The organism is Pseudomonas sp. LBUM1671, from assembly GCF_059695685.1.
Genome location: NZ_CP166782.1, coordinates 2,231,633 through 2,248,667 on the forward strand (window position 1 = coordinate 2,231,633; position 17,035 = coordinate 2,248,667).

Sequence of the window (17,035 nt, forward strand, 5' to 3'; positions counted from 1 at the left end):
ATCATGAAGACAACCATCGAATTGCCTCTCCTGCCATTGCGTGATGTTGTGGTTTATCCGCACATGGTTATCCCGCTGTTCGTGGGGCGCGAGAAATCCATCGAAGCCCTCGAGGCTGCGATGACGGGCGACAAGCAGATCCTTCTGCTGGCGCAGAGAAACCCTGCTGACGACGATCCCGGTGAAGATGCACTTTATCGTGTAGGTACAATTGCGACCGTTCTGCAGCTGCTCAAGCTGCCTGACGGCACGGTCAAGGTTTTGGTCGAAGGCGAGCAGCGGGGCGCCGTGGAGCGCTTCAGCGAAGTGGACGGCCACTGTCGTGCCGAAGTCTCGCTGATCGACGAAGTCGACGCGCCAGAGCGCGAGTCGGAAGTATTTGTACGTAGCCTGCTGGCTCAGTTCGAACAATATGTGCAGCTGGGCAAGAAAGTCCCGGCTGAAGTCCTCTCGTCGCTCAATAGCATCGACGAGCCAGGTCGCCTGGTCGACACCATGGCCGCGCACATGGCCCTGAAGATCGAACAGAAACAGGAAATCCTCGAAATCATCGATTTGTCGGCCCGGGTCGAGCACGTCCTGGCGTTACTGGATGCCGAGATCGATCTGCTGCAAGTCGAAAAACGCATTCGCGGTCGCGTCAAGAAACAAATGGAGCGCAGCCAGCGCGAGTACTACCTGAATGAGCAGATGAAGGCCATTCAGAAAGAGCTCGGCGACAGCGACGAAGGCCACAACGAAATCGAAGAGCTGAAAAAGCGCATCGATGCCGCCGGCCTGCCGAAAGATGCCTTGGCCAAAGCCCAGGGTGAACTGAACAAGTTGAAACAAATGTCGCCAATGTCCGCGGAAGCGACCGTGGTGCGTTCGTACATCGACTGGCTTGTTCAGGTGCCGTGGAAGGCCCAGAGCAAAGTGCGCCTGGACCTTGCTCGCGCAGAAGACATTCTCGATGCAGACCACTATGGTCTCGAAGAAGTCAAAGAGCGGATCCTCGAATACCTCGCCGTGCAAAAGCGCGTGAAGAAAATTCGCGGTCCTGTGTTGTGCCTGGTCGGTCCTCCGGGGGTGGGTAAAACCTCTCTGGCGGAGTCGATCGCTCACGCCACCAACCGCAAATTCGTCCGTATGGCCCTTGGTGGCGTGCGTGACGAAGCGGAAATTCGTGGTCATCGCCGGACTTACATCGGTTCGATGCCAGGAAGATTGATTCAAAAAATGACAAAAGTGGGCGTCCGCAACCCGCTGTTCCTGCTCGATGAGATCGACAAAATGGGCAGCGACATGCGTGGCGATCCGGCGTCGGCGTTGCTGGAAGTGCTCGATCCTGAGCAGAACCACAACTTCAACGATCACTATCTGGAGGTCGACTACGACCTGTCCGATGTGATGTTCCTTTGCACCTCCAACTCCATGAACATTCCGCCGGCGCTGCTCGACCGGATGGAAGTGATTCGTCTGCCGGGCTACACCGAAGACGAGAAGATCAACATCGCCGTCAAATACCTTTCGCCAAAGCAGATTACGGCCAACGGCTTGAAGAAAGGCGAGCTGGAATTCGACGCTGAAGCGATCCGCGACATCATCCGCTACTACACCCGCGAAGCCGGTGTACGTGGGCTGGAGCGCCAGATTGCCAAGGTTTGCCGCAAGGCAGTCAAAGAGCATGCAATGGAAAAACGCTTCTCTGTGAAGGTCACTGCCGAGATGCTGGAACACTTCCTGGGCGTGCGCAAATTCCGCTACGGTCTGGCCGAATCGCAGGATCAGATCGGTCAAGTGACCGGGCTGGCATGGACTCAGGTGGGTGGCGAATTGCTGACCATCGAAGCAGCTGTCGTGCCGGGTAAAGGCCAGTTGATCAAGACCGGTTCACTGGGCGATGTGATGGTCGAGTCGATCACCGCCGCGCTGACCGTTGTCCGCAGCCGCGCGAAGAGCCTGGGGATCCCCCTGGACTTCCACGAGAAGCGCGACACGCACATCCACATGCCGGAAGGGGCGACTCCGAAAGACGGCCCTAGCGCCGGTGTAGGTATGTGCACGGCCCTGGTGTCGGCATTGACCGGGATCCCGGTGCGTGCGGATGTCGCCATGACAGGTGAAATCACCCTTCGTGGCCAAGTGTTGGCAATCGGCGGTCTGAAGGAAAAACTGCTGGCGGCTCACCGTGGTGGAATCAAGACCGTGATCATTCCTGAAGAGAACGTACGCGATCTGAAGGAAATTCCTGACAATATCAAGCAAGATCTGCAGATTAAACCGGTTAAATGGATTGACGAGGTCCTGCAAATTGCGCTGCAATACGCGCCGGAGCCGCTGCCTGATGTGGTTCCAGAGATAGTTGCAAAGGATGAAAAACGCGAGTCTGACTCTAAGGAAAGAATTAGCACGCATTAGTACGCATTTGCCTGAGTGGCTTGTTGACAGCTTTTTAGAGCCCTTGTTATAAAGCGGCTCTTAAGTGTCTGTAGGCCATTCAGCACACGTTTTTGCTTTCACCAAAAAACTTAGAATCATACTCAAATAGATATAAGGGGACTTAGAGTGAACAAGTCGGAACTGATTGATGCTATCGCTGCATCCGCTGATATCCCGAAAGCTGCTGCTGGCCGTGCGCTGGACGCTGTAATCGAATCCGTCACTGGCGCTCTCAAGGCTGGCGACTCTGTTGTTCTGGTTGGTTTCGGTACCTTCTCCGTTACCGATCGTCCAGCTCGCATTGGTCGTAACCCACAGACCGGTAAGACGCTGGAAATCGCTGCAGCCAAAAAACCAGGTTTCAAAGCCGGTAAAGCACTGAAAGAAGCTGTCAACTAAGTTCGCTTCAGGTTTTTGCCTATCCGGGTCGGGGTCATGCCTGACCTGGCAGCGGAGCGGTAGTCCAGTCGGCAATTTGCCGGTCCGAGACACCGAGGGTCGCAAGTTCGAACCCTTGGTCCGCTCCGCCAGTTACGAGAAGGCGCATCCTCGGATGCGCCTTTCTTCTATCCGGATTCTACCCACGCTCCACGGTTGCCTAATTTTGAAGTTCAACCGTTTCTGGGGGACGCATGCTGCAGAATATCAGGGACAATTCACAAGGCTGGATTGCCAAGACCATTATCGGGATCATCGTTGTACTGATGGCTTTCACCGGTATCGAGGCCATTTTCCAAGCTACGACCAACAGCCAGGATGCGGCCAAGGTCAATGGCGAAGAAATCAGCCAGAACGAGCTGAGCCAGGCGGTCGATATGCAACGCCGTCAGCTGATGCAACAGCTGGGCAAGGATTTCGACGCTTCCTTGCTCGACGAAAAAATGCTGCGCGAATCGGCCCTCAAAGGCCTGATCGATCGCAAACTGCTGCTGCAAGGCGCAGAAGAATCGAAATTCGCTTTCTCCGAAGCGGCTTTGGACCAAGTGATCCTGCAAACGCCTGAGTTCCAGGTGGATGGCAAGTTCAGTCCCGATCGTTTCGACCAGGTGATCCGTCAGCTCGGCTACAGCCGCATGCAATTTCGCCAGATGCTGGCTCAGGAAATGCTGATCGGTCAGCTGCGTGCTGGTTTGGCGGGTAGCGGTTTCGTCACCGACTCACAGGTTCTGGCGTTCGCCCGTCTGGAAAAACAGACCCGCGATTTCGCTTCCCTGAACGTCAAGGTTGACCCGGCAGCGGTGAAGCTGACCGACGATGAGGTCAAGGCTTACTACGACGAACACGCCAAGGAATTCATGACGCCGGATCAGGTGGTCATCGATTACCTGGAATTGAAGAAGTCTTCCTTCTTTGATCAGGTCGCCGTCAAGGACGAAGACCTGCAAGCGGCATATCAGAAAGAAATCGCGAACCTGTCCGAGCAACGCCGGGCTGCGCACATTCTGATCGAAGTGAACGACAAGGTGACCGAAGCGCAAGCCAAGGCCAAGATCGAAGAAGTTCAGGCGCGTCTGGCCAAAGGCGAGAAATTCGAGGCCCTGGCCAAGGAATTCTCCCAGGATCCAGGTTCGGCGAACAACGGCGGTGATCTGGGCTACGCAGGCCCTGGCGTTTACGATCCAGCATTCGAAACCGCGCTGTATGCGTTGGCCAAGGATCAGGTGTCGGCACCGGTTCGCACTGACTTCGGTTTCCACCTGATCAAACTGTTGGGCGTTGAAGCACCTGAAGTGCCGACGCTGGCCAGCCTGAAAGACAAGCTGACCCGCGAGCTGAAAACCCAGCAGGTCGAGCAGCGTTTCGTCGAGGCGACCAAGCAACTGGAAGACTCCTCGTTTGAATCTTCCGATCTGGCCCAGCCGGCGCAAGACCTCAAGCTGACCGTTCACACCTCCAAGCCGTTCGGCCGCGAGGGTGGCGAAGGTGTTACGGCCAACCGTGCCGTGGTCACCGCTGCGTTCAGCCCTGAAGTGCTGGATGAAGGTGCCAACAGCACCGCCATCGAACTGGACCCGGAAACCGTGATCGTGCTGCGCGCCAAGGAGCACCTGAAGCCTGCGCAACTGCCGCTTGAAAGCGTCAATGCCAGCATTCGTGCGCAATTGGCCAAGGAGCACGCCAGTGCTGCCGCCAAGACCAAGGCTGATGAGCTGATCGCCAGCCTGCGCGACGGCAAGACGCCACTGGACAAGGCGATTGACGGCCAGAGCTGGAAAGTCACCGCAGCAGCGACTCGCGCTCAGGAAGGGATTGACCCAACCGTGCTGCAAGCACTGTTCCGCATGCCTAAACCTGTCGCCAAGGACAAGCCGACCTTCAGCAGCGTGACCCTGGCCGATGGTAGCCTGGTGATCGTGCGCCTGAACGGCGTGAACGAAGCCGCCGCGCCGACCGAAGAAGAGAAGGCTCAGTACCGTCGCTTCCTCGCCTCGCGCATTGGCCAGCAGGACTTTGCGGCTTACCGCAAGCAGCTGGAAAGCGAGGCCGAGATCAAGCGTTTCTGATGCTTGATTGAGTTGCCCGCTACACAAAGACCCCGGCCGAAAGGCCGGGGTTTTTTATGGAAGAAGCAAAAGCATATTGGCGATCCGTCGGCTGCGTATGTACCGCCCGACTTTTTCCTGTAAATGACCGTCAGTAGATTTGTAAACGTTTTAAGACACTAATCGATGCTCCGCTAAGCATCGATCTGTTGCACAATACGCCCCGGATCGTTTTCCTCAGGATGTTCAATGTTTAAATCAATTCCCATGCGTGTTGCCGGGCTGGCGCTGATGCTGGCCACTGCTGCCGGCTGCTCGTCAAAGAAAGCCCCCATCTATGAGCATGAGAACTTCGATGACTCCGGGACGTTTTCGCGCAATTACCCGGTGACGGATGCGCAAACCTGCGAAGCCGCCCGTCGGGCGTTGCTCAGCCAGGGCTACATCATCACCAGCGCCGACCCGAAACTGGTCAGCGGGCACAAAAGCTTCCAGCAGACCGGCGAGACCCACATGGAGATCAGCTTCAGTGTGGTCTGTGCCGATGACGGCAGCGAAGGGCATCATGCGACCATGTTCGCCAACGCCCTGCAGGACCGCTATGCGCTGAAGAAAACCAATAACTCCGCCAGTGTAGGTGTAGGCGTGTTGGGTTCGGTATCGATGCCGATCGGCTCATCCGACGATTCGATGGTCAAGGTCGCCAGCGAAACCGTCTCGTCGGCCAAGTTCTACGAGCGATTTTTTGCGCTGGTCGAGTTGTTCCTGCCGCCGGAAGCAAAGAAGGCTGCGCACATCCCCGAGAAACCCAAGACCGACCTGGGCATGCCTGAGGCCAAGGCTGCTCCGGCGCCTTTGGCCCCAACGCCGGCTCCTGCGGCGGAATCCGCGCCAGCGCCTGCGGCTGAACCAGCTCCAGCTCCTGCTTCTGCTCCAGCACCTGCTGCCTCGGAACCCGTCGCACCGCCGCCTGAAACAGCGCCGATCACCCCGGTTGAAAACCCGGAACCGGCGCCGTCCTCGGAAACCGTTACGCCACCGCCGCAATCCAGCCTGCCGCCACCGAGCGAGCCTATTTCGGCCATGCCTGGCGCTAGTCAGTAATCGATCTACATTTCGGGACCGTGTCAGATGACACCGTTCCCGAAATGGCTTTTTGATTGATCCGCGTCAACCCGGGCTGTAGTCCTACAACCTCTATCGAAAAAATCCTGTGATAAATTCCTGACCGCCTGCTACGTTTTATAAGTAGCCGCTGAGCGGTGCGCCCGCGTCATTTTTCTTTCACGTGGGCACTTTATGCTCAAGGCGTTGGTCATTTATTCAGGCATTTTTTAAACGAGCGGCAGGGGGATTTCACAATGGACGATTATCAAGAAGAGCTGCTCGAGTATCAGGCGTTTGAACTGGACCCATTGGAGCCAGCGGAAGACGCTACAGAGCTGTAAACATCACGCGGATTGGCGATGACTGCGGCGAAACTCGCCGGGGGTCTGGCCGTTCCAGCGTTTGAAGGCCCGTTGAAACGCTTCGGCTGAGGCAAAGCCCAGCAAGTAGGCGATTTCACCGAATGCCAGTTCCGTGTCGCGGATGTAAGTCATGGCCAGGTCGCGGCGGGTGTCGTTGAGAATCGCGCGAAATTGCGTGCCTTCTTCGGCGAGTTTGCGACGCAAAGTCCAGGTAGGCAGCTTCAGGCGTGCCGCCACTTCTTCCAGGTCGGGTTCCCGGCCACCATTGAGCAACGGCCCCAGCAACTGAGTGATCCGTTCACGCAGGCTGCGGGTGCGTGTCAGTTGCTCCAGTTCCCGTTCACAGAGTTGCAGCAAGTGTCGCCACGTGCTCGGGCAGTGCTCCGGATTGCGCTGGGCGAGGCTGGCCAGGCTCAGGCGCAGTTGATTCTGTTCGGCGCCGAACTGAATCGGGCAATCGCCCAGCGCGGTATACGCCTCACGATAATCCGGTTCGGCAAACTCGATCTCGATACGCTCGGCGCGTAGCGGGGCAGGGCTCACGCTGGACAATTGGTGCAGCCAGCCAGCGATGATCGAATCCACCACGAAGCGGTTGTAGGCGTTGTAGGGGCTGATGGAATAGAACCGCAGCCACGCGCCCTGAGCGTCTTCATGAAAGCTCGATTGGCCACGATAGTTGGAGCCATACAAGGCTTCGAAGCGAATCAGGCACCGCGCCGCTTCTCGAACCGTCGGTGCCTGGGCGGCGGTGACCCCGGCCAGACCGGCCTGACTCAGACGACTGAGCTGGCCCATGCGCAAACCCAGCGCCGGGTCGTCGGTCAACTGAATGGCACCGTGGCCCAGGCGCATGTAGCGCGGGATCGACAGCCGGGCGCCTGCCTCGGCCAAACGCGCGGCATCGAGGCCGTATTGCTCAAGCAACGGTTGCGGGTCCACACCGTGGCTGCGCACGGCGTCGGCCAGGCTATGAACAAAGCCCACCGACAGATCCCCAAGGCGCATCGGCAGCGGTTTCATGGTTTACAACCAGAGGTTCAGTAAACGCGCGCCACGGGCATTGCCGTCGGCGAACTGCTGCCCGTTGTTACTGAGAAAACTTTGACCCGCGCTGCCCTTATCCCAGAACTGACCGCGCAGGAACACGCTCATGCCGGCAATGGCCTGGCTGCTGGGCGATTGGCCGGTCAGTGTCAGGCGATGCCAGGCCTGGCCTTCACTGAGTTCACCGGCCTTGAGGCTGACGGAGCCTGGCGTCGACAACCCCTTGTAACCCCGCCACGGTTTGTCCCAGGTGTCGCGGCCGACGACATAGGCGGGGACAGCCACCAGATGGGCGCCCTGGGCGTCGAGTTTGCGGTAGTTGTCCGGGTACCAGCTGTCGCTGCCGATGAGTACGCCCAGGCGTCCTGCCGGGGTGTCGACGACGTTGAGCGTGTGCTCGCCATTGGCTTCGATAACGTCTTTTTCAGCGAAGACCGGATGCATCTGGCGTTGCGGCTGGCCCAGCGGCAGCCCGTCGCGGCCGAACACCACGCTGCTGTTATACAACGCACCGTGGCCGACCTTCAGCGTGCCGTCGATGATGCTCGGCTCGGGCAACACAATCGTGCCGGCCACCAGGGTCACGTTGAACGCCTTCGCCAGCCCGCCGAACAGTGCCTGATAGTCCTTGGCCATGCCTTTGGCCTTCATCCGCAAGTGAGCGTCGTCGAGACGGCTTTCGCCCTTGGCGCTGATCAGCGCACGGACGAACTGCACGGGATTGCTCACCGCCAGCCAGTTCATCGCTTCCTTGAGGGTGGTCGCCTGGTACAGCTCATCTTTCTCGCCACTGACCATCAGCCAGGTGCCGATGTGTTCGGGCAGCACGACGATGGTCTTTTCATTGAGCAGGCCTTGGTCCTGAGCCTGCTGCAAATAGGCGGCGAGCTTACGGTGCAGGCGTTCGGGGCTTTGATAGTCGGTGGGGAATAGCTCGGGCTGAATGCCCAGCAGATTGCCGCGATCGGCAGGGGTGCCTTGATCAACCGCGAGGTGGATGCGCAGGTCCGACAGGTAATGACCCACCGGACGGTCCGCGGCCCACATGGCGTAGGTCGTCAGGGCGGCAATCAATGCCATGGAGAAAGTCAGGTACAGAAGTTTGCGCATGGGGAAACAGTCGACAGCCGTGTGCAGGGTTCGCGACTAGGGTAGGGCGCATGCCGGCGCTTGCCAAGGGGCGCTGCACATTTGGATCAATAAGTTGTCAGTTTCGGTCATTGAGTGACAAGGGCGCGACTCTTAGTCTGTCCTACATGACTGACGGGGGCCGAAGAGCTCCTGCATATTTTCCGTGATCGCTCGATGTGGAGTTACAAATGGCCGCCGCTCATTACCCGCACCTGTTGGCCCCGCTGGACCTGGGTTTCACCACGCTGCGCAACCGCACCCTGATGGGTTCGATGCACACCGGTCTGGAAGAGAAGCCCGGCGGTTTCGAACGCATGGCGGCGTACTTCGCCGAGCGTGCTCGCGGCGGTGTGGGCTTGATGGTCACCGGCGGCATTGGCCCGAACGATGAGGGCGGGGTGTATTCCGGCGCGGCCAAACTGACCACCGAAGAAGAAGCGCTCAAGCACCAGATCGTGACCCGTGCGGTGCACGAGGCGGACGGCAAGATATGCATGCAGATCCTCCACGCCGGCCGTTATGCCTACAGCCCGAAACAGGTCGCGCCGAGTGCCATTCAGGCGCCGATCAACCCGTTCAAGCCTAAAGAGCTGGACGAGGAAGGCATCGAGAAACAGATCAGCGACTTCGTCACCTGTTCGACCCTGGCGCAAAAAGCCGAGTACGACGGCGTCGAGATCATGGGTTCGGAAGGTTATTTCATTAACCAGTTCCTCGCGGCCCACACCAACCACCGCACTGACCGTTGGGGCGGCAGCTACGAAAACCGTATGCGCCTGCCGGTGGAAATCGTCCGCCGTGTACGTGAAGCGGTCGGCCCGAACTTCATCATTATCTTCCGCCTGTCGATGCTCGATCTGGTGGAAGGCGGCAGCAGCTGGGAAGAGATCGTGACCCTGGCCAAAGCCATCGAGCAGGCCGGTGCGACCATCATCAATACCGGCATCGGCTGGCACGAAGCGCGGATTCCGACCATCGCCACCAAGGTGCCGCGTGCAGCGTTCAGCAAGGTCACGGCCAAGCTGCGCGGTTCGGTGAACATTCCGCTGATCACCACCAACCGCATCAACACCCCGGAAGTGGCCGAGCAGATTCTGGCCGAAGGCGACGCCGACATGGTGTCCATGGCGCGGCCGTTCCTCGCCGACCCGGACTTCGTCAACAAGGCGGCCGCAGGCCGTGGCGATGAAATCAACACCTGCATCGGTTGCAACCAGGCGTGCCTGGACCACACCTTCGGCGGCAAGTTGACCAGCTGCCTGGTGAACCCGCGCGCTTGTCATGAAACCGAACTCAACTACCTGCCGGTGCAGCAGATCAAGAAAATCGCCGTGGTCGGAGCCGGTCCTGCGGGCCTGTCCGCTGCCACAGTGGCGGCGGAGCGTGGGCACTCGGTGACGCTGTTCGATTCGGCCAGTGAGATTGGCGGCCAGTTCAACATTGCCAAGCGTGTACCGGGCAAGGAAGAGTTTTTCGAAACCCTGCGCTATTTCAACCGCAAGTTGCAGACCACCAATGTCGAGGTGTGCCTGAACACCCGTGTCGATGTGGCGAAACTGGTGGAGGGCGGTTATGACGAAATCATCCTGGCCACCGGCATTGCCCCAAGAACCCCGGCGATTCCCGGCGTTGAGAACGCCAAGGTGCTGAGCTACCTCGACGTGATCCTGGAGCGTAAACCGGTGGGCAAGCGCGTCGCGGTGATTGGCGCAGGCGGTATCGGTTTCGACGTATCGGAATTCCTCGTTCACCAAGGCGTGGCCACCAGTCAGGACCGCGAGGCGTTCTGGAAAGAGTGGGGCATCGACACGCATCTGGAAGCGCGCGGCGGTGTCGCCGGCATCAAGGCTGAACCCCATGCACCGGCGCGGGAAGTGTTCCTGCTGCAACGCAAGAAATCCAAGGTCGGCGACGGTCTGGGCAAAACCACGGGCTGGATTCACCGGACCGGTCTGAAGAACAAGCAGGTGCAGATGCTCAACAGTGTCGAGTACCTGAAGATCGACGACGAAGGCCTGCACATCCGTATCGGCGAAACCGGTGAGCCGCAGGTGCTGCCGGTGGACAACATTGTGATCTGCGCCGGGCAGGATCCGCTGCGTGAATTGCAGGAGGGTTTGGTCGCAGCGGGGCAGAACGTGCATTTGATTGGTGGTGCGGACGTGGCAGCGGAGCTGGATGCCAAGCGCGCGATCAACCAGGGTTCGCGGTTGGCTGCCGAGTTGTAATCTGCAGGTTTAGCGTGCCAATGGCTTTCGTGGGCAAGCCTCGCTCCTACGGGAATCGTGTTTTTCTGTAGGAGCGAGGCTTGCCCGCGAAGGCATCCTCAAGGCTGCTAAGATGCCGGTTATTTACCGCAGAGCCGGCATCGATGCTTCTCCCTCCCAACGACTGGCTCCCCCAAGCCCCGCTCCAACCCCTTCACCTCGACTGGCTCACCGCAGCCGGAATCGAAGTCGCCATCCTGCGCCTCGACCAGATCGACCCACTGATCAGCGGCAACAAGTGGTTCAAACTCATCGAACACCTCAAAGCCACTGACCAAACTGGCGCCCAAGGCATCATCAGCCTCGGCGGTGCGCATTCCAATCATTTGCATGCACTGGCCGCCGCCGGCAAACGCTTCGGTTTCAAAACGGTCGGCCTGCTGCGCGGTCATCCGCAGGAAACGCCGACGATAAAGGACTTGCAAGCGTTCGGCATGCAGCTGCACTGGTTGGGTTATGGCGGTTATCGAGCACGGCACGAAGCGGGTTTCTGGCAGCCATGGCAGGCGCAATACCCCGATCTGCACCCGGTGCCCGAAGGTGGCGGTGGTTTGCGTGGGGCGCGTGGCTGCATGCAGTTGAAGGCGATGGTCCTTGAGCAACTGGGCAATTTGGGCTGGAGCGATTACGACGGTTGGTGGCTGGCCTGCGGAACTGGCACGACCCTGGCCGGCCTGGCGCTGGCCGAGGCGGGCGAACATCCGGTGTATGGCGCGCTCGCCGTGCCCGACGATCATGGTGTGGCACAGCAGGTTGAATCAATTGTCCGAGAGGCCGGTTTGCAGGAACCGGCTTATGAGCTGTTCGATGCCAGCCGTGGCGGCTTTGCCAAAGTCGATCCGCTGTTACTCGACTTCATCGACCAGACCGAGCAGGTCACGGGTATTTCGTTTGAACCGCTGTACACCGGCAAGGCATTGCTGATGCTCAAGCAGCACGTCGAGGCTGGAAAATTTGAAAAGGGCACGCGCCTGATCTTCATCCACACTGGCGGCTTGCAGGGCCGTCGGGGGTTCAGTTCAACACTATAAAAGACACCGAATGCTTTTGTGGCGAGGGAGCTTGCTCCCGCTCGACTGCGAAGCAGGCGTAAAACTGTTGAACGCGCTGTGCCAGACGGGATGCGGGCGCAGGTATTGGGGCCGCTTCGCAGCCCAGCGGGAGCAAGCTCCCTCGCCACAAGGTTGGTTACCGCTCACCCGCGCTTGGGCATCATCCGCAGCAGCGTGTTATCGCGCACCACATAATGGTGATAAATCCCCGCCGCCGCGTGCAGGCCGATCAGCCAGTAACCGATGGTGCCACCGAGCTCATGCCAGCCCTCGATTTGCTTGGCCAGTACTTTGTCCTCCGAGATCAGCAACGGCAAATCAAAGCCGTAAAACATCACCTGATGCCCCTTGGCACTGGTCACCAGCCAACCGAGGATCGGCATCGCGATCATGAATATGTACAACGCCCAGTGCATCAACCTGGCGAGCACCGTCTGCCACCGGGGCGAGGCCGGGAAGATTTGCGGCGCGGGGCCCAGGCTGCGGGCGAACAGCCGCAGCCAAACCAATACGAACACCGTCAAACCGAGCATGAAGTGCGATTCGGTGATCAGCGTCCGGCCACCGCTGCCTTTGGGGAAGAACCCGCGAAGCTCGATACAGGCGTAAACCAGCGCCAGCAGAACCAGCATCAACCAATGCAGCGTGATCGACACGGTGCTGTAGCGTGAGTCGGAGTTCTTCCACGGCATACGGTGTTCCTCACAGGTCGGCCACCGTTCTTGGTCGACGGTGTTCCTTAACTGTAAGCCTGATTCGACGGGTCTGCCTGATCCTGGTAAAGGTTCAACGTGCTGGTTCAGGCTACAGGCAGAAAAAAGCACCGCTATCCCTTGTAGGAGCGAGGCTTGCCCGCGAAGATGTCTGAACATTCAGCAGGGATCTCGGCTGGTAGGACGTCTTCGCGGGCAAGCCTCGGTCCTACAGGGAACGCGGTGCTTTTGGGTGGATCAGCTGCTTTGCGGCATCTCACCCTTGGCCAGGCGCTTGTTGATGTCAGCGATCACTTCCGGCAAGTCGGTGATGGTGTCGATCATGTAGTGCGGCCGCGAGCCTTCGAACATCCCGTGGATGCGTTTGCGTTCACTGTCGAGTTGGTCACTGCCGAGGGCGCGGAAGCCTTCGTAGTCCAGACCCAGCGCGTTGCCGGAGCAGATCAGCGCCACGGTCCACATGCCGGCGCGACGACCTTCGAGAATGCCCGGCACGGTGTCATCGATCTTCACGCAAGCCGCGACGTCGTCGATGCCCAGCGCAATCACGTTGGCCAGTGCCTGAGCTGGCCATGGGCGGCCGTTCGGCACTTCGTCGGTGGCGACCACGTGGTCGGCAACGTAGCCGTTGGTGGCGGCCAGTTCGACCACCTTGTCCATGACCTGTTTCGGGTAGCCGGAGCAGGAGCCGATCTTGATCCCTTGCTGACGCAGGTTGGCGATGGTGTCGAGTGCACCCGGAATCAGCGCCGAGTGCTCGGCGATTTTCTCGATCTGCAGCGGCATGAAGCGTTTGTAGATGGCGGTGACGTCATCGTCGGTCGGCGTGCGGCCGAACACGGCGCGATAACGCTCGGCGACTTCCGGCTGATCGCACAGGGTGCGGATGTGGTCCCACTTGCCCATGCCCATCGGCCCGCGGGCTTCTTCGATGGAAACCTGGACGTCGAATTCGGCGAAGGCTTCGACAAAAATCTGCGTCGGCGCGAAAGAGCCGAAGTCGACCACGGTGCCGGCCCAGTCGAGGATGGCGGCCTGGAGTTTGGTTGGGTTTGCGTAATTCATGTCTTAAATTCCTTTGTAGGAGCGAGGCTTGCCCGCGAAGAACGATAATTCGGTGTGCCTGAAGGACCGCGTCGTCTGCATTCGCGGGCAAGCCTCGCTCCTACAGGATCAGCGGTGTGTGCTCATTCAGATGTCGAGGACTTCCATCTCGCGCAGCACTTCGGCGACCGCCGCCACGGCCGCGTGCATCTCGGCCTGGTTGACGTGTCCGATGCAGCCGACGCGGAAGGTTTCGACCTGGGTCAATTTGCCGGGGTAGAGGATGAAACCCTTGGCCTTGACGCGTTCGTAGAATTCCTTGAACTGGTAGCGCGGGTCTTTCGGCGCGTGGAACGTGACGATGATCGGCGCCTGGATCTCAGCGGACAGGAAGCTGCGCAAGCCGAGTTTGGCCATGTCATCGAGCAGCACCTGGCAATTGTTGGCGTAGCGCTGATGCCGCGCCGGCAAACCGCCTTCTTCGTTGTATTGCAGCAGGGCTTCGTGCAGCGCGGCGACCACGTGGGTCGGCGGTGTGAAGCGCCATTGGCCGGTCTTGGCCATGTAGGTGTGCTGGTCGTACAAATCCATCGCCAGGGAGTGAGAGTTGCCGGCTGCGTTGGCCAGCGCGTCTTTGCGAGCGAAGACAAAACCCATGCCCGGCACGCCTTCCAGGCATTTGCCCGAGGCGGCGATCAGCGCATCGAAGGGCACCTGTTGTGCGTCGACCGGCAAGGCGCCGAAGGAGCTCATGGCATCGATGATCAGGCGTTTGCCGTGTTGCGCGATGACGTGGGCGATTTCCGGCAGCGGGTTGAGGATGCCGGTGCTGGTTTCGCAGTGAATCAGCGCGACGTGGGTGATGCTGGCGTCGGCGTGCAGCAGACGGTCGACGTCGGCGGCGGTGGTCGGTTCGTCTTCGGCGGTTTCGAAGGTGCTGAACGGGCGACCAAGTACTTCGCAGATTTTTGCCAGGCGTTTGCCGTAGGCGCCGTTGATCAGCACCAGCACTTTGCCGTCGCGGGGCACCAGGGTGCCGATTGCCGCCTCGACGGCAAAGGTGCCGCTGCCTTGCAGGGGCACGCAGTGGTGGCTGTTGCCGCCGTTGATGATTGCCAGCAATTGTTCGCACAGGCTGGCGGTCAGTTGATTGAAGCGATCATCCCATGAACCCCAGTCGACCATCATCGCCTGACGGGTGCGGGCCGATGTGGTCAGTGGGCCGGGGGTGAGCAGGATTGGCTCGGCAGTGCTCATTCTTGTGTCCTCGCAAAAGCTCTCTGTGGGATGAAGCTACGGGACATAAATTGCAATTTCGGGTGCTATCAATCAAATTGTTTGTTGTTATGCCAGCCATCAGTGAGAGTTATCCATGAACCTGTTCCAGCTTCGAGCGTTCGACGCCGTGGCCCGCGAAGGCAGCTTCACCCGCGCGGCCGAGCGGCTGTTCATCAGCCAACCGGCGGTCACCGGACACATCAAGGCTCTGGAAGAGCATTACCAGATCACCTTGTTGCGCCGCACTGCGCGACGCGTGGAGCTGACGGAAGAGGGCACCAAACTGGCGGCGATCACTCGGGCGATGTTCGGCCTGGCCGAAGAAGCGCAAGTGCTGCTGGAGGCGAATCGGCAGTTGCTGACCGGGCGCCTTGAGGTGGCGGCGGACGGGCCGCACATGGTGATGCCGATGCTGGCCAGCCTGCGCGCGCGGTACCCGGGGATCACCGTGAACCTGCGCTTGGGCAATGCTCAGGAAACCTTGTCGGCGTTGTTGTCCGAGCACGCCGACGTGGCGGTGTTGACTGAAGTCGAGCCGCGCAAAGGCCTGCATCTGCAAGCGTTGAGCGAATCACGGATTTGCGCGCTGGTGCCTGACAGTCATCCCTGGGCCAAGGCGTCCAAGGGCGTGAAGCTCAAGGAGCTGGATCAGGTGATCATGGTGTTGCGCGAGCCGAGCTCGATTACCCGACGGACATTCGATGAGGCTTGCGCGATGGCGTCGGTCAATCCTCGGGTGCTGTTAGAGCTGGACAGCCGCGAGGCGGTGACCGAGGCCGTTGCGGCCGAGTTGGGGGTTGGCGTGGTGTCGTCGGTGGAGGTCAGTCACGACCCGCGGGTGGCGGCGGTGCCGATTCTTGGCGAGGGTCTGGTTAACCGGCACATGATCGGGTGCATGGAACGGCGGCGGGATTTGCGTTTGATTCGGGCGTTTTTTGAGTTGGCGCCTACCCGATAGACCGAGGCGCGGCCTTCGCGGGCAAGCCACGCTCCCACAGGGTTTTATGCTGGCCGCAGATCTTGTATACGACGCATAACCTGTGGGAGCGTGGCTTGCCCGCGAAGCGGCCAGACCTGCCTACACCAGACTCTCGCGCACCATCTCCAGAAACGTCGCCACCACCCGCCGCGAACTCTGCTCGCGCAAGCACACCAGCGTCTCTGTCAGGCGCCGTGTGCAATCGGTGATCGGCAACGCACACACCCGCGAATCCGCGCCAAACTCGGCGGCCGACACCACGCCAACCCCTATCCCCACGACCACCGCCTCACGCGCGGCTTCCCGACCTTCCACCTGGATCGCCGGGCGGATGGAAAACCCGGCCTGGGCCATTTCCTCTTCCAGTGTCTGGCGCGTCACCGAACCGATTTCCCGCAGTACCAGTGGTGTGTCGTGCAAATCCGCCAGGCAAATCGATTCGCGATCTGCCCACGGATGATTGCGTGAGACGAAAGCCACCATCGGGTCATTGCGCAGCGGCAGCGAGATCAGCCGCTCGTCACTCACCTCCCGACCCAGCAACGCCAGGTCGGCCTGATAGTTGAACAGGCGAAACAGCGATTCGTCGGTGTTGCCGGTTTCGATTTTCACGCTGATGCCGGGGTAGCGCTCACAGAACCGCGCAATCTGCGGCAACACATGCACCGGCGCATCCACGGCGAGAATCAGGGTGCCGGTTTGCAAGGCCCTGGAGTCGTGCAAGAGCTCCTGCGCCTCGGCCTCGATGACGAACAGCCGTTGGGTAATGGTCAACAAGCGCTCGCCCAGATCAGTGAGGCGCACCGAGCGTTTGTTGCGGTGGAACAGCAGCACACCGAAGCGCTCTTCGAGCTTGCGCACTTGGTCGGAGATCGCCGGTTGCGTGAGAAAAAGCCGCTCGGCGGCTTTGGTAAAGCTTCCGTGGACGGCCACGGCGTGGAAGGCTTTGAGCTGGGCGTGGGAAACCGACATCGAAACCTCCAGTAACAAGCTGAGCTTATATTGGAAATACGATAAATCGATTTCACTTATTAATCAGTAATTGTTTTTATCGACCTCAGCCCCGGTGACTGGTCAGTCGAACAGCATCGGCGGCCATGAGCCTGTGCGTGCAATTGCAGGCCTCATCTGACCGGTATCGCCAAAGGGAA

13 protein-coding genes are annotated in these 17,035 nt (G+C 59.7%); 7 read left to right on the forward strand and 6 right to left on the reverse strand.

All coding sequences use genetic code 11. The annotated features are described in order from the left end of the window. The first annotated feature begins 3 nt into the window (after nt 1-3). From lon to ACA060_RS10255, 4 genes are all read left to right on the forward strand, one after another. Nucleotides 4-2,400 carry an endopeptidase La gene (gene lon / locus ACA060_RS10240; protein WP_007946894.1) on the forward strand — a complete coding sequence of 799 codons (2,397 nt, stop codon included), beginning with the start codon at nt 4-6 and terminating at the stop codon, nt 2,398-2,400. 147 nt (nt 2,401-2,547) lie between these two features. Beyond that, nucleotides 2,548-2,820 (forward strand): HU family DNA-binding protein, encoded by a 273-nt coding sequence (locus ACA060_RS10245; RefSeq protein ID WP_002552737.1) that lies wholly within the window; start codon nt 2,548-2,550, stop codon nt 2,818-2,820. Nucleotides 2,821-3,053: 233 nt separating this feature from the next. Beyond that, nucleotides 3,054-4,925 (forward strand): SurA N-terminal domain-containing protein, encoded by a 1,872-nt coding sequence (locus ACA060_RS10250; RefSeq protein ID WP_497317001.1) that lies wholly within the window; start codon nt 3,054-3,056, stop codon nt 4,923-4,925. Nucleotides 4,926-5,153: 228 nt separating this feature from the next. Beyond that, nucleotides 5,154-6,008: a DUF2242 domain-containing protein gene (locus ACA060_RS10255; RefSeq protein WP_497317003.1), complete on the forward strand. Its 855-nt coding sequence runs from the start codon at nt 5,154-5,156 to the stop codon at nt 6,006-6,008. 347 nt (nt 6,009-6,355) lie between these two features. Here ACA060_RS10255 and ACA060_RS10260 read toward each other — a convergent pair whose 3' ends face one another. Together ACA060_RS10260 and ACA060_RS10265 are read right to left on the reverse strand one after the other, a co-directional pair. Next, on the reverse strand, nt 6,356-7,396 hold the full coding sequence (locus ACA060_RS10260) for an AraC family transcriptional regulator (RefSeq protein ID WP_497317004.1): 1,041 nt from the start codon (nt 7,394-7,396) through the stop codon (nt 6,356-6,358). A gap of 3 nt (nt 7,397-7,399) precedes the next feature. Beyond that, a complete protein-coding gene (locus ACA060_RS10265; RefSeq protein WP_497317006.1) occupies nt 7,400-8,530 on the reverse strand; it encodes a carbon-nitrogen hydrolase family protein in 1,131 nt (376 codons plus the stop codon). A 209-nt stretch (nt 8,531-8,739) separates the two neighbouring features. Between ACA060_RS10265 and ACA060_RS10270 the strand changes: the two genes are divergently transcribed. Together ACA060_RS10270 and ACA060_RS10275 are read left to right on the forward strand one after the other, a co-directional pair. Then, nucleotides 8,740-10,779 carry an oxidoreductase gene (locus ACA060_RS10270; RefSeq protein ID WP_497317008.1) on the forward strand — a complete coding sequence of 680 codons (2,040 nt, stop codon included), beginning with the start codon at nt 8,740-8,742 and terminating at the stop codon, nt 10,777-10,779. Nucleotides 10,780-10,922: 143 nt separating this feature from the next. Further along, nucleotides 10,923-11,849 carry a 1-aminocyclopropane-1-carboxylate deaminase/D-cysteine desulfhydrase gene (locus tag ACA060_RS10275; protein ID WP_497317010.1) on the forward strand — a complete coding sequence of 309 codons (927 nt, stop codon included), beginning with the start codon at nt 10,923-10,925 and terminating at the stop codon, nt 11,847-11,849. A 164-nt stretch (nt 11,850-12,013) separates the two neighbouring features. On the opposite strand, the gene ACA060_RS10280 is transcribed toward ACA060_RS10275, so the two are convergent. The 3 genes from ACA060_RS10280 to ACA060_RS10290 form a co-directional block, all read right to left on the reverse strand. After that, nucleotides 12,014-12,562, reverse strand: a complete 549-nt coding sequence (locus ACA060_RS10280; protein ID WP_109629289.1) for a cytochrome b — start codon at nt 12,560-12,562, stop codon at nt 12,014-12,016. Between the two features lie 258 nt (nt 12,563-12,820). Continuing rightward, nucleotides 12,821-13,648, reverse strand: coding sequence for a phosphonoacetaldehyde hydrolase (phnX, locus tag ACA060_RS10285; protein WP_438659495.1), 828 nt, complete (start codon nt 13,646-13,648; stop codon nt 12,821-12,823). 126 nt (nt 13,649-13,774) lie between these two features. Next, nucleotides 13,775-14,884: a 2-aminoethylphosphonate--pyruvate transaminase gene (locus ACA060_RS10290; RefSeq protein ID WP_497317012.1), complete on the reverse strand. Its 1,110-nt coding sequence runs from the start codon at nt 14,882-14,884 to the stop codon at nt 13,775-13,777. A gap of 115 nt (nt 14,885-14,999) precedes the next feature. On the opposite strand from ACA060_RS10290, the gene ACA060_RS10295 reads away from it, so the two are divergent. After that, the gene (locus ACA060_RS10295) at nt 15,000-15,863 is read left to right on the forward strand and encodes a LysR substrate-binding domain-containing protein (RefSeq protein WP_497317014.1); all 864 of its coding nucleotides are present in this window, start codon (nt 15,000-15,002) and stop codon (nt 15,861-15,863) included. Nucleotides 15,864-15,983: 120 nt separating this feature from the next. Here the strand turns inward: ACA060_RS10295 and ACA060_RS10300 are convergent, their stop codons facing one another. Next, nucleotides 15,984-16,856, reverse strand: a complete 873-nt coding sequence (locus ACA060_RS10300; RefSeq protein WP_109629296.1) for a LysR family transcriptional regulator — start codon at nt 16,854-16,856, stop codon at nt 15,984-15,986. Between the last annotated feature and the right edge of the window lie 179 nt (nt 16,857-17,035).